The 13,066-nt window shown below is 64.7% G+C and carries 13 protein-coding genes; 2 read left to right on the top strand and 11 right to left on the bottom strand.

Features of this window, described 5'->3' with window-relative positions; all coding sequences use genetic code 11:
• Positions 1-639 (top strand): MaoC/PaaZ C-terminal domain-containing protein (locus ACMUOY_RS19385; protein ID WP_413894380.1); only part of this gene is annotated, 639 nt, incomplete at its 5' end.
• A 139-nt stretch (positions 640-778) separates the two neighbouring features.
• Here the strand turns inward: ACMUOY_RS19385 and ACMUOY_RS19380 are convergent.
• The 7 genes from ACMUOY_RS19380 to ACMUOY_RS19350 form a co-directional block, all read right to left on the bottom strand.
• Entirely contained in the window at positions 779-1,165 is a 387-nt protein-coding gene (locus ACMUOY_RS19380) for a bacteriohemerythrin (RefSeq protein WP_413894379.1), read from the bottom strand.
• 32 nt (positions 1,166-1,197) lie between these two features.
• Positions 1,198-1,662 (bottom strand): hypothetical protein, encoded by a 465-nt coding sequence (locus ACMUOY_RS19375; protein ID WP_413894378.1) that lies wholly within the window; start codon positions 1,660-1,662, stop codon positions 1,198-1,200.
• Positions 1,646-2,467, bottom strand: a complete 822-nt coding sequence (locus ACMUOY_RS19370; RefSeq protein ID WP_413894377.1) for a hypothetical protein — start codon at positions 2,465-2,467, stop codon at positions 1,646-1,648. Before ACMUOY_RS19370 ends, ACMUOY_RS19375 begins: the two co-directional genes overlap by 17 nt.
• A gap of 16 nt (positions 2,468-2,483) precedes the next feature.
• Entirely contained in the window at positions 2,484-3,749 is a 1,266-nt protein-coding gene (gene dsrP / locus ACMUOY_RS19365; protein WP_413894376.1) for a sulfate reduction electron transfer complex DsrMKJOP subunit DsrP, read from the bottom strand.
• An 11-nt stretch (positions 3,750-3,760) separates the two neighbouring features.
• Complete coding sequence (locus ACMUOY_RS19360) at positions 3,761-4,813, bottom strand: 4Fe-4S dicluster domain-containing protein (protein WP_413894375.1); 1,053 nt, start codon at positions 4,811-4,813, stop codon at positions 3,761-3,763.
• A 441-nt stretch (positions 4,814-5,254) separates the two neighbouring features.
• Positions 5,255-7,669, bottom strand: coding sequence for a mechanosensitive ion channel domain-containing protein (locus tag ACMUOY_RS19355; RefSeq protein WP_413894374.1), 2,415 nt, complete (start codon positions 7,667-7,669; stop codon positions 5,255-5,257).
• A gap of 97 nt (positions 7,670-7,766) precedes the next feature.
• Positions 7,767-8,576 (bottom strand): META domain-containing protein, encoded by an 810-nt coding sequence (locus ACMUOY_RS19350; RefSeq protein ID WP_413894373.1) that lies wholly within the window; start codon positions 8,574-8,576, stop codon positions 7,767-7,769.
• Between the two features lie 198 nt (positions 8,577-8,774).
• Between ACMUOY_RS19350 and ACMUOY_RS19345 the strand changes: the two genes are divergently transcribed.
• The gene (locus ACMUOY_RS19345; RefSeq protein WP_413894372.1) at positions 8,775-9,332 is read left to right on the top strand and encodes a YSC84-related protein; all 558 of its coding nucleotides are present in this window, start codon (positions 8,775-8,777) and stop codon (positions 9,330-9,332) included.
• Positions 9,333-9,379: 47 nt separating this feature from the next.
• Here ACMUOY_RS19345 and pssA read toward each other — a convergent pair whose 3' ends face one another.
• The 4 genes from pssA to rpoD all read right to left on the bottom strand — a co-directional run.
• Positions 9,380-10,006, bottom strand: a complete 627-nt coding sequence (pssA, locus tag ACMUOY_RS19340; RefSeq protein WP_413894371.1) for a CDP-alcohol phosphatidyltransferase family protein — start codon at positions 10,004-10,006, stop codon at positions 9,380-9,382.
• A 182-nt stretch (positions 10,007-10,188) separates the two neighbouring features.
• Positions 10,189-11,031 (bottom strand): acid phosphatase, encoded by an 843-nt coding sequence (locus ACMUOY_RS19335; protein ID WP_413894370.1) that lies wholly within the window; start codon positions 11,029-11,031, stop codon positions 10,189-10,191.
• Positions 11,032-11,264: 233 nt separating this feature from the next.
• Positions 11,265-11,678 carry a DUF4148 domain-containing protein gene (locus tag ACMUOY_RS19330; protein WP_413894369.1) on the bottom strand — a complete coding sequence of 138 codons (414 nt, stop codon included), beginning with the start codon at positions 11,676-11,678 and terminating at the stop codon, positions 11,265-11,267.
• Between the two features lie 128 nt (positions 11,679-11,806).
• Positions 11,807-13,066, bottom strand: a 1,260-nt coding sequence (gene rpoD / locus ACMUOY_RS19325) for an RNA polymerase sigma factor RpoD (protein WP_413894368.1), incomplete at its 5' end; no start/stop codon positions are given.

The following is a 13,066-nucleotide window of genomic DNA, read 5'->3' as shown; positions in this document are numbered from 1 at the left end:
TCGCCGCTGCCGGTGCTCAAGCACGGCGGCCCGGGCCGCGCGGGTGGCGGCGAAGAGCTGGGCGGCCTGCGCGCCGTCACCCACCTGCTGCAGCGCGCGGCCGTGCAGGGCTCGCCCACCATGCTGACGGCCGTGACGCGCGAATACGTGCGCGGCGCCAAGGTGCTGGAGACCGGCGTGCACCCGTTCCGCCGACACTTCGAGGAGATCCAGATCGGCGAGTCGCTGCTCACCCCCGCACGCGTGATCCGCGACGAGGACGTGCACGCCTTCGGCCACCTCACCGGCGACATGTTCTACATGCACTTCGACGACGAAGCCGCCAAGGCCTCACCCTTCGGCCAGCGCATCGCGCACGGCTACCTGGTGCTGTCGGATGCGGCCGGCCTGTTCGTCGTGGCCGAGCCCGGCCCTGTGCTGGCCAACTACGGGCTGGACACGCTGCGCTTCGTCAAGCCGGTGGCGATCGGCGACAGCATCCAGGTGCGCCTGACCTGCAAGCGCAAGATCGACCGCAACAAGAAGGATGCCAACGGCAACGGCCAGGGCGTGGTGGCCTGGGACGTGGAAGTGAAAAACCAGCACGGCGAGCTGGTGGCCAGCTATGACATCCTGACGCTGGTGGCCAAGAAGGCCTGAGCGCCGTCTCCCACGGAAAAAGCCCGCCAGCCGGCGGGCTTTTTTATTCCTTTATTGATAGCAGACTATGACCATTCTGCGCCGGGATGAGGCCATTTTCTCTTGAAAATGCCTCTCGGGAGCCCGCTGGAGGCGTGGATCAGGGGTTTCGGGGCGCCAGAAACAGGCGCATGGTCTCGGCCGAGCCCATGATGTGGCCCACCCACCAGAGCCCGAGGAAGCGCTGCAGCTCGTCAGGGTTGAAGTGTTCCGGCGTGACGAGATCGGCCACCAGGTCGGCAAACTCCTGGCGCTCGGCCTGCAGTTCGTCGAGGTCGGGGTAGGCGCACTGGCTGAGCACGGCTTCTTCGGTGGTGAAGTGTTCGTCCGCCAGCGCCAGCAGCGCCTGGAGCCGGTGCCGGAATCCGGCCTGCGCCGGCTCGTCCGGATTCGCCAGCGCGGCGCAGTGCGCCAGCAGGTGCTGGTGCTGCGCGTCGAGGGTGTCATGGCCCACGGCGTAGGCCGGGTCCCAGGGAAACGGGTTCATGGCGCGGATCTTACGGGCACGCGGCAGCGGGCTCAGAAGCCCAGCGACTCCACCACGGCGACCAGGTCGGCAAAGCTGGCGGCCTCCAGTTTGGCTGCCAGCGCGGGCTTGTCCAGCCCTTCACAGGTGAAGCGCGTCAGCGTGACTTCCATCGGCAGTTCGCGGATCTCCAGCGGCGACATGAAGCCGATGTGGCAGATGTGGGCCAGGCACTGGCGCTCGGGCTCGGTGAGTGTGAGGCCATGCCACTGGAGGATCTCCAGATAGCGCTCGGCGGTGCGATTGAGCTTGCCGCTGATCTCCAGCGTGTTCTTCTGTCCGTCCGAGAGGATGGCCAGCGGCGGGCCGAAGAAGACGTTGGTCTTGCCGACGTGGCGGGTTTTTTCCGACGCGGTCAGGGCCGGGGCGATCCAGGTCGGGTCGCCCCGGCCCTGGCCGACGACGGGGGCCAGGTCCGGATCGTCCGGTGTGGGCGTTGGCTCAGTGGGCGACGCCATGCCGGAGTTCGTGTTTGGCGTCGATCATGCCGTGGGGCAGCTGCGGCGGCGCCTCCGGTGCGATCTGGATGAAGCCGCGGTTTCTCATGCCATCCTGGACGTTGTGCGGGTTGTGGCATTCGGTGCAGGTGAACCAGCGCTTCTTGCCGGTGCTGGCCCATTCGCCGATGCGCTTGCCGTGGATGCCGTCGCGCCAGTCCCGCAGCTTGTCGCCATGGCACTTGCCACACAGCAGCTGCGGCTGGTCATAGCTGACCGGGTCACCGAAGTTGTCAACCAGCTTGTTGCGCTGCGTGGTGTGGTGGCAGTCCAGGCACCAGATGCCGCCGCGCCCGTGCTGGAAGTTCTTCGCGTCCGGCAGCATGGCTTCCATGGTGGGAATCGGCGTGGGCTTTTTGGTCGTCGGCAGCGTGGGCGGAATCACGCCGTTGTGGCAGCCGGTGCCGCAGGCGGCCAGCAGGTTGAGCTTCTCGGTGCGGGGCTTGACGACGGCCTTGCCAGCGGGGATCTTGGTCAACAGCGGCACGTCGCCCATGGGCACGGTGCCGTCGAAGGGGTCACCCCACCAGAGCACGGCACCGGTTCGCGAGGAGCACTTCACATTGGGAAGGCCGGGGCTCAGGTCTTTCTTCACCACTTCGGACGCGCCCTTGCGGCTTTCGAAGCAGGTCACTTCGGGGGCTGGAGTGGCCGGTGCGGCGGATGCCGCAGCGGCTGGGGCAGCGGGCGCCGTCTGGGCCAGCGCGGCTGAGAGCAGGCCACAGCCGAGGGCCAGAATCAATGAACCAGAGGTCAGTTTCTTCATGATGTCAGCCTCCCCTTCATGCGCTGGGGGCGGTGTGGGGGCGTCCGGACAGCCCGGCAGGCCTGGCGGCCTGGCTGCCGCCCAGTTTGAGCTCGCCGGTCAGGATGCCGATGGCACCCTTGAGCAGGATGGTCAGGATCAGGAAGCCGATGGCCCAGTTGCCGAAGGTCATGACCCATTCGATGAGGGTGGGGTGGTATTCGGTGACTTCACCGATCGGCGAGGGGATGAAGCCGGGCACGATCAGGCCCATGCCTTTTTCGATCCAGATGCCGACAAAGGCCAGCACGCAGGCAATGGGCAGCAGCTTGTAGTTGCGGCGCACGCCGGGAATCAGGAACATCACGAACGCGACGATCATGAGGACCAGCGAGCTCCAGAACCAGGGCACCAGGCTGGTCAGGCCGTGCAGGCCGAACATCAGGTAGTACAGGCCGTTGGCGTGTTCGGTGCGCGCATACAGCTCCACGACGATTTCCGACATCGTCAGGAACAGGGCGATGCCCAGACACCAGGTGATGATGTCGGCCAGCAGGTTGATGGCGCTGTCCTGGATCCACATCTTCGTGTTCTTGCGGATGATCATGAACGCCAGAATGATCAGGCAGGGCCCCGCCGCAAACGCCGTGGTGATGAAGCGGATCGGCATCATGCTGTGGAACCACATCGGCCGTGCGGGCATGGTGGCGATCAGGAAGGCGGTGACGGTGTGGATGCTCAACGCCCAGACGATGGAGATGTACACCAGCGGCATGAAGATCCGGTTGTTCACCGGGGTGCCCGTGTATTTCGCGTAGAGGTAGTAGAACCCGCAGGCGAAATTCAGGATCAGGTAGCCGGTGAGCACGATCACGTCCCAGGCCAGCATCGAGCCCGGCATGTTGTAGATGCCGATGAACGGCAGCATGTGCCAGAGCCGGTCCGGGCGCCCCATGTGGGCAAAGACGAACAGCATGACCATGCAGACCGCCGAGATCGCCAGCATCTCGCCGAGCACCGTCACTTCGTGCATGGCCTTGTGGTGGTACACATAGGCGGGGAAGACGATGGTCACCGCGCCGGCTGCCACGCCGACCAGGAACACCAGATTGGCAAAGTACAGACCGTCATGGATCTGGCTGGTCATGCCGGTGACGATCAGCCCTTCGGTGTTCTGCAGGTAGAACGCATACAGAGCGCCCGCGCTCAACAGCGCCAGGATGCCCATCCAGGCATAGAACTTGGTCCCGCCCTTGACGACATAGCGAATGTAGTCGACGGTGAAGTTGACGAGTTTGACCACGATGCCGCTCCTCAATCGTAGAAGTAGAAGAACTTCGGGAAAGTATTGAGTTCGGCCTTGAGGCGGAACACGTTCTTGCGGGCGAGCACGAGGCTGACTTCGCTCTCAGGGTCCAGCAGGTTGCCGAACTTGCGCGCACCGACCGGGCAGACCTCGACGCAGGCCGGATAGCGCCCTTGCCGCGTGCGCTGCAGGCACCAGTGGCATTTCTCGACCACACCGCGCATGCGCGGCCGGTTGCCCAGGTAGTGCGTCACCGGGTTCATCTCTTCCTTGGGAAGGACCGGCGTGGTCAGGTTGATGCGGCGCGCCCAGTAGGGGCAGGCGCCCATGCACATGCGACAGCCGATGCACCAGTTGTAGTCGATCACCACCGGGCCGTCGGCCTCGCGGTAGGTCGTGCGCACCGGGCACACCTTCACACAGGGCGGCTTCTCGCACTGCATGCAGGCAATCGGCATGTAGGTGGAATCCTTCTCGGGAACGGCCTCGGGCTCGTAGTGGTACTGGCCTTCGAGCACCTGGCCGGCGGCGGAATAGGCGTTGCCGCCCACCTGGATGCCGAGGCCCTCCGGGTAGCCCTTGTCCATCTTGTCCTTGGAGAATTCGCCACGCTCCATCTTGAGAACCTGGATCCACTCGATGCTTTCCCCAGGCTTCTCCCCCCGGGACTGGTTGTTTTCCTCGACGCAGGCCTTGACACAGCGGCGGCAGCCGATGCACTTGCGGATGTTCAGCGCATAGCCCATGAGGACGCCGGGCGCCGCCTCGGTGGTGGACACGGTCACATCCTTGCGGTACTGCGCCGTATAGCGTCGCGCCAGGCGCGCCGCGGCCTCGGCCTTTTCCTCCGGCGTCATGAGCCGGTAGTTGCCCTGGAAGTGCTCGGCCCATGAGGTGGCGGCTTTCGGGTCATCGGACTGGGTCATCAGCGCCGCGGCACCCATCAGGGAGGACATGCTGAGCATGCCGCCCCCGATCAGGAAGTTGCGGCGCGAACCGGAGGTGACGGATGGGGCGGTGGTCGCCGGCGCAGCTTGCGCTGGCGCGTCGGGCCCCTGCACGGGACAGGAATCGTGTCTTGACTTCGGGTTCGGTATCACATTCGTACTCCAGCGCAGATCAGGAACGCAGGTCAGACCCAGGTTGCGTGCGCCGAAAAGGAGTATTCGCCGCGCCACACCGCTGTGGATGACTCACCGGCGCTGATCGTAGGATCCGAGGGTGGGAATAGGATTGATTTGCATCATGGGCAGGTACCCGGCCCGGTGATTGAGCGAAATGGTTGATTTGGCGCAAATCCGGGATGAAGGTGCCGCTTGCCGGATCTGAAGGGCGAATCCAGAAGCGTAATGAGACCATCCTTCGATTCGCCGTCACACCGTGGGTGCAGACGGGCAGGCGTCCGGAGCCGTTGCGGGAAGAAAACGTTCGAGCAGAGGTGTCGCCGGCTGCCACCGTCAGGCGAAAAGGCGTCGCGCCTTTCGCCCTGATTTTTTGTCGAGTTACGGGGTCGGACGAATCAGTTCCACTTGCAGCGGCCGGGGGGAATCAAGGTGCACATCGCGCTGCGGGAAGGCCATCGAGATGCCGCCTTCGGCAAAACTCTTCTCGATCATGAAGCGCAGGTCGCTCATGACCACCTGTCCGCTGGTTCCGGCTTGCACGTCGATCCAGAAATACAGCCCGAAGACCAGGTTGCTGTCGCCGAAGTCCTCGAACATCACCTGCGGCTCCGGACTCTTCACGACCAGCCCGTGCCGCTGCGCGCACTCCAGCATGCGCCGCGCCACCTCGTCCGTGGGGGAGCCATAGGCGACGCCGACGCGAACGATGCGCCGCACCTTCGGGTCGCTCATCGTCCAGTTGGTCACCTTGCCTTCGAGCAAGGTCGAGTTCGGCACGATCGCGGCGACGCCGTCGAAGCTTTTGATGGTGGACGAGCGCAGGTTGACTTCGGTGACCGTGCCGGTGGTGCCATCGATGTCGACGATGTCGCCGACCCGGATCTGGCGCTCCATCAACAGGATCAGGCCACTGATGAAATTCTTGATGATGGTCTGCGTGCCGAAGCCGACGCCGATGGCCAGCGCACCGCCCATGAAGGCGAAGACGGTCAACGGGATCTGCGCCAGGTTGAGCGTCAGCACCAGCAGGATGAAGCCCACCAGGGTCAGCGACCAGCGGCGCACGGTGCGCGCCTGCGCGGGATCCACGCCGAAGTGACGGGTCAGTGTGCGTTCCAGGCGCCGCGCCAGCCGTCCCGCAATCAGGTATCCGAAGATGAACAACAGAGCCGCGCCCACGCTCTTGCCCACGGTCACACCGCGCGAGACGTTGACTTTCTGCCCCTGCAGCTCGACCGTGTCTTCGACCGAGAACAGTTCGAACTGCCAGACCGAGCGTGCGGCACTGCGGATCTGGCTCCAGGCCAGTGCGGCGCGTTCGCTCCATGGGAGTTCGCGTACCGTGCCACCGATCTCATCGACCCAGCGGCGCAGTGCGCGGTCGACGCGGTCGATTTCGTCTTCCAGTTGCTGCATGCGAAGGGCGCGCTGGTTCAGTGAGTCGGTCGCGGCGGCTTCGTACCGGACAACTTCAGGCGACTGGCCGAGTCGTTCCCGCCGGATGGCCTGCTCGCCCAGCTCCGACTGGACCACCGCGATCTGCCCGCTGGCATAGGTCTTCCAGACCCGCGTGTCCTCGAGGCCTTTGCGCAGTGCCGCCGTGGCCTCCCGACGGCGATCGGCGTCGGTGGCATTGAGGGCATCGAAGCGCAGTTTCCACAATCCCACTGAGGCTGTCGTCAACGATTCGAGATTGGCCAGCATCTCGATGTCCCGCCGGCTGGTGTCCAGCGCGGTGCGGGCCGCGCGCTGGCGGGCCTCGGCCACGTCCAGCGCCTCCTGTGTAGCGGCCGGCTGCGCCTCGCGCAGCTTCTGCAGCGCCAAGGTGGTGGCTTCGAATTCGCGGGTGCGCTGCTGCACGGCCGCCGTGGCCTGGACACTTTCCTTTTCCAGGTGGGCCCTGCGGGTCTGCTCGATGCGGCGAATCTGTTCCAGGTCTTCGGTGGTGAAGCTCACCTGACCCGCCACGGCACCCAGCTTGCGCGTCAACAGCCCCAGTTGCGCCTGCTCGACGGCAATCTTGTCCGTGGTCCATTGCCGGTCATTGGCTATCGCGGCCAGGGTGGCGCCCTCGGCCTTTTCCGTCCATTGGGCGGCCTTGACCCGCCAGGCGGCTGCCGCCTGGTCCGGCACCTTGGCGGTCCGGGCCGCTTCTTCCAGGCGCCGCACCGCGCTGCCCGCCTGTTTGGATGCCTCGCCCAGGCGCACCAGTTCACGCTCGCCCATGCGGTTGGTGGCTTCCATCGACGCGATCTTGATGCGCCGGGACTCCGCATCCCGAGCCCAGTCGTCGACCATCAGGATCGAATAGGGCGGCTTGCCGCCGGGCCCACTCCAGGCGCTCTCCAAGGCGTGGATGGCGGCCAGCTCGGCGCGCGCGGTTTGGATGCCAGCCAGGGCGCGCAGGCTGCCTTCGTTCGCAATGGCCCATTGGGTCAGCTTGCGCACCGCCTGGGCGATCTCGTCCTTGGAGATCCCGACTGGCACGGCGGCCGGTGTGTCGCCGTCGCTCAATTGATCGTTCCAGCCACGCACCTCAACGAGCTCGCTGTTGAGGCGTTCGCGCTCCTTGTCAGGGTTCAACGACGAAGTGGCTGTGCCTGCCGCGGAAGCCGCAATGCCGGGCGGTCCTGAATTTGCCAGTTTGGACAGGCCGGGCAGTGTGGGCATCCCACTGCCCTGGCTGCGTGCCGGCAAGGAAGCGCCGAGCAGCCCGACGGCAACGGCAAAGGCCGCAGCCATGCCCGCCAGGCGGGCGGTGACGGTGCAGGCGCTTGATGCGTTGCGAATCATCGGTGGATCACCTTTCTGGTCCCCGAGACGGGATGGACAGCAAGGCCGACAATGGTAGTCGCAATTGCCAGGGTCCCGCTCCGCGCTTGGCCGTTCGTCACCGGCCTTCCTCCAATACCTGCAGGCTCAAGGCCAGGGCGCCCGTTGCGGTGCGCAATTCCAGCCGGTCACCTTCGCGGCGCCATGCCGTCGCGCTTTGCAGGGCCTTCAGGAACTGGCCTTCCTGCTCCATCACTCCCGCCGGCGTGTTGCACATCCTGCGGGTGGTGGCGACCGGACCGAAGGTGACGGAGGCGCCGTGGGTCTGGTACGAGCCGGAAAAGCTGTTGCACCCGGCCGAACCACTGACCGCGCCGTCGGCTCCGAACCGCAGACGCAGTTCGGAGCCCGGCGCAACGCTGACCACGGCCTGGCGGCCATTGTTGACAGCCGTCACCTGCCACTGGCTGCCGGCAAGGCCGGTGGCCTGTGCCTCCAAAGTGGCCAGATTCTGGCCGTTGCCATCGAGCAGCACGAGGCGGCCGGCATCCAGTCGGACGTTCCGGGTTTGCGCCAGCGCCAGGCGGTAGGAACTGGCGATCTGTTCGACCGGCGGCGGGCAGGCCATCTGGGTCGATATATGGGTCGACGGGTCGATGCTGAGATCCGCCGGGCCGTCCTGCCGGTAAGCGGCGCTGTACCGGTTACAGCCGTCGGACCCTGTGACCCGGCCCTGTTCGAAGCGCAGGGTCACGGTCTGGCCGGTGACCAGCGCGCTCCCGCGCAGGGCAGCCACGACCCAGCTGCTTGCGTCGAGACGCAAGGGCGGTGCGTCGGCCGCGTTGCCGGACGCACATCCGAGCAGGTGCAGACTGGCCGCCAGAGCGGTGGTCAAAACAAGGGCGGGGCGGTACAGAGTTGGGTGCATGCTGGGCAGCAGTCGGTGGATCTAATGCGCAATCTGAGGCTCGGTGATGGCGCCGGGATGGGTCCAAGGATAGCGTGTCGCCGTCGTGGAGGCGCGGATTTGACAGCGGCAGGGGAGCCCGTAAACTCCAAGGGTCGCGTGATCGGGCAATCCGGCCGATGCAGTGCGATCCAATGTCGAAACTACTGAAAGACTTTCATGAAACTCCACCAATTTTTCGCCGCTGCGGCTGTCATCCTGTCGCTGCTCAGCGGCAATTCCTTTGCTCAAGGTGACAAGGCGGCAAAACAGGCTGAAGTCCTGAAGGCCACGCAGGCCTCGCTGGAAAAGTTCTACAAGGAAGACCCTGCCCTGAAGGCAGCTGTTGGCAAGGCGCCCGGTTATGCGGTGTTCAGCACGGCGGGCATCAGCTTCCTGGTCGGCGGTGCCGGCGGCAAAGGTGTGGCCCACGACAACAAGACGAAGAAGAACGTGTTCATGTCCATGGCCCAGGCCAGCGCCGGCGTCCAGATCGGCCTTTCCGGGTCCGAAACCCTGATCATCTTCAACACCGCCCAGGGTCTGGCGGATTTCATCGCCAAAGGCTGGGTGGGTGGCATCGGGGGATCGGTCCAGGCCGGCGCCGGTGGTTCTTCGGCAGGTGCTGCTGCCGGCCAGCAAACGGGTGCACTGAGCTATACCCTCACCAAGAACGGCATCAAGGTCGGCATCGCCGCCGAAGGAAGCAAGTTCTGGAAAGATGACGACCTGAACTGATCCGGTCGGTGAGGGCGGCAGGTGGGGTTCTGCCGGCCGCCTTCCGCTTACAGCTTGGGGATGCGGATGCGGCTGATCATCAGCGATCCCGACAGCGCAAAGACCAGCACCAGAGGGTGGAGCCGGAAGCCGGCGATCCAGACCTCGCCAAACCAGAGGTTCGGACCAATCGAGCCGTTCCAGGCGGCCAGCGACAACAAGGCCACCAGAAAGATCGACGTCGGTATCGGCGTCCCCTCAAAATACTTCACCTTGCCGGTTCCGCCGGAGAGCTCTTCCGCGGTCACGTTGTAGCGGGCCAGGCGGGAGACGCCGCAGGCGACGAAATACACCAGGATGATCCGGTCAAAGGCGCCTTGCATGCCGCAGCCATAGGCGATCATGGCCGGCGCCACGCCGAACGAGATCACGTCGGCGAGCGAGTCGAGTTCCCGTCCGAGCGCCGAAGACACCTGCCGCCAGCGCGCAATGCGGCCGTCGAGCACGTCGAAAATCAGGGCAAACAGCACCAGGGCGCATGCGAACTGGATGTGGCGCAGATCCCAGGTCTGCAGGTACGTCATGACCGAGAACAGGGCCCCGGTTCCGCAGACGGCATTGGCCAGAGTGAACCAGTCGGCCAGATGAAATTCGCGGATCATCGCGAATGGTTTGTTGGGCCTGGGGGAGTTCATCGACGGCGTATCTCAGGTTGGTTGAATCGCTGCAACCCGGGGCTCCGGCTTCGCGGGTGTGAAGGCCAGTGTAAACCTCGGGCTTCGGCGCGTCCAACCTGGGAGGAACTGCGCACGCCGTGGTCCAGCGCCGTCGCGCCCTCAGCGCCTGGCTTGCGCGGGCTGCGGACGGGAAGGCGGGGTCAGGGTTTCAGGGCGGCGGCCTCGGCCGCGCAGTCGCCGGCCGGTTTCAGGCCCTTGGCCCGCACGACGGCGAGTTCCTGCCGAGCGGCATCGAATTGCGCCCGAAAGACCGGATCGGCATGCAGGCGGGCGACGGTGGCGGCACCGATGATCCGACCCTGGGTGACATCGCTCTGCCAGTGCACACCACAGATCACGCGGCTCTGGCCAAAGGCCTGGCCGCGGGCCACCAGCGCGTTGGCACGCTCCGGCGCCATCTCTGCCAGGATCAGGCCCCAGGCCCAGCCCAGCGATGCGTGCCCCGAAGGGTAGGAGCCATCCTTGGCCAGCATGGCTTCTTCGGCGGGTGTGCAGCTTGGTGCCTTGTTGGCGACGAAGGGGCGGGTGCGCTTGTAGTGGTCCTTGGCTCCGTAGGTCGCCAGGCCGGCGTCGGTCAGGCTGCGACGCAGCAGCATGTAGAGGTTGGGCGTGGTGTCAGGGCCGATCGGCGCATCCAGGGTGCAGGAAAAGGCGTCAGCCGCCTTGGGAAAGACCAGGTTCGCATCGCGAGCGGCCAGCGCCCAGCGTGGCGTGCCGCGCAAGGGCACCGTGGCCAGGAAGGCCGCTTCATCGGCCGCCTGGGCGGCCGAGCCTGGCGCGGGCGGTGGCGGCAGCAGGGCCAGGCTGTCGGGCAAGGCGTTGCGGGGCAGGTAGCCGGTCAGGATGCCAGGCCTGATCTCCGGCACCGAAGTCGGGATTTCAACCTGTGGGGCACTGGCGCAGCCGAGCAGGAGATTGCTGGCGAGGGCCAGCGACAGCAAGGTGCGCAGGGATGTGAAGGCAGAAAGAGTGGCGTTGTTCATGGTGTTCTCGCGGGTTTGGCCGGAGTTTTCGGCGGGGCATAGGCGAAAATCATCTGAGAGCTTGCCGCCATCGCGTGTCACCTTTGCGATAGTCAGGCGGCGCACCCTACTGGAGTCACCTGCGAGGGTCCGCCAGGGAATTCCCACTTGCCCACGGTAGCGTTGACTGCGCCGCCAAAAAGAACAAGGGGCCCGATGGGGCCCCTTGCGGATTCACTGACGGGTGTCAGGAATTAGTTCTTCGGCTGACCGGGGTTCTTCTCGATCGCGCCCTTCTTGTTCGCGTCGGCGGTTTCTGCCTTCACTTCAGCGCGGGACTTGTCCGACTTGACGGGCTTGGCAACCTTGCCAGAACCGTCCGCATCCGGATTGTCCAGCTTGCCGCCCTTGTTGGCAGCAGCGGTGTCCTTCTTCACGTCAGCGCGGGACTTGTCCGACTTGACGGGCTTTTCCACCTTGGAGCCAGCGGTGTTGGAGGCGTCGATCGTGCCGGCCTTGTTGGCGGCGGTCGCTTCAGCCTTCACTTCAGCGCGGGTCGGCGCGGCAGCCTTGGCGCCGGAAGCAGCAGGAGCGGCGGCAGGCGTCTGGGCTTGAGCAACCATGGAGGCACCTGCGATCAGGGCAAGCAGAGTCAGTTTGAGTTTCATGTGATTTCCTTGAATATTGGGCTAGAGGACTTGTATACCCTTATCCAGAATGGCTATCGGGTCCTACCTCAACGCCGCACTTTAGCAAACGGTTTACTGGCTGTCCAAATATTCTCTGGGGTTTTCCCCTAAATCGTGTCAATAAAGCTACGCAGTTTGTCGGAGCGACTGGGATGCTTCAATTTCCGCAGCGCCTTGGCTTCGATCTGCCGGATGCGTTCGCGGGTGACGTCGAACTGCTTTCCAACCTCTTCCAGCGTGTGATCGGTGGACATCTCGATACCGAAGCGCATGCGCATCACCTTGGCCTCGCGCGGAGTCAGGCTGTCCAGGATGTCCTTGACCACGTCGCGCAGGCCGGCCTGCATGGCGGCTTCGATCGGCGCGGTGTTGGCGCTGTCCTCGATGAAATCGCCCAGGTGGCTGTCGTCGTCGTCGCCGATGGGGGTTTCCATGGAGATCGGCTCTTTGGCGATCTTCATGATCTTGCGAATCTTGTCTTCCGGGATCTCCATGCGCTCGGCCAGCACGCTGGCGTCGGGCTCGAAACCAAACTCCTGCAGGTGCTGGCGGCTGATGCGGTTCATCTTGTTGATGGTTTCGATCATGTGCACCGGGATGCGGATGGTGCGGGCCTGGTCCGCGATCGAGCGGGTGATGGCCTGGCGGATCCACCACGTGGCGTAGGTCGAGAACTTGTAGCCGCGGCGGTATTCGAACTTGTCCACCGCCTTCATCAGGCCGATGTTGCCCTCCTGGATCAGGTCCAGGAACTGCAGGCCGCGGTTGGTGTATTTCTTCGCGATCGAGATCACCAGGCGCAGGTTGGCCTCGATCATTTCCTTTTTGGCGCCGCGCGAGGTGCTTTCGCCCTCGTTCATGCGCTTGTTGATGTCCTTCAGCTTGTCCAGCGGCACCACCACGCGCATCTGAAGGTCGGTCAGCTTCTGCTGCAGGTCCTGCACCGGAGGGATGTTGCGGCCCATCACCGCGCTCCAGGGCTTGCCGGCCGTCGCCTGCTTTTCGATCCACTTGAGGTTCAGCAGCTGGGAGGGCGCCGGGTTGCCGGCCTTGTCGCGGCCGCTGAAGTCGGCGATGAAGTTGTCCTGAGGGTAGCCGCACTTGTCCACGATGATGCGGCGCAGTTCGCGTTCTTTCTTGCGCACGTCGTCCACCTGGTTGCGCACCATGTCGCACAGCTTTTCGATGGTCTTGGCGGTGAAGCGGATCGTCATCAGCTCGTCCGACAAGGCCTTCTGCGCCTTCATGTACGCCGGCGTGCCATAGCCTTCCTTGTCGTAGATCTTGTGGACCTTCTCGAACAGCGTGGCGATGCGGTCGAAGCGCTCAAGGGCCTGGTTCTTCAGTTCTTCGAGCTTCTTGGTCAG

The sequence above is a fragment of the Candidatus Skiveiella danica genome (assembly GCF_022705245.1).
GTDB lineage: Bacteria > Pseudomonadota > Gammaproteobacteria > Burkholderiales > Burkholderiaceae_C > Skiveiella > Skiveiella danica.
This window is presented reverse-complemented; position numbering and strand designations above follow the sequence as displayed.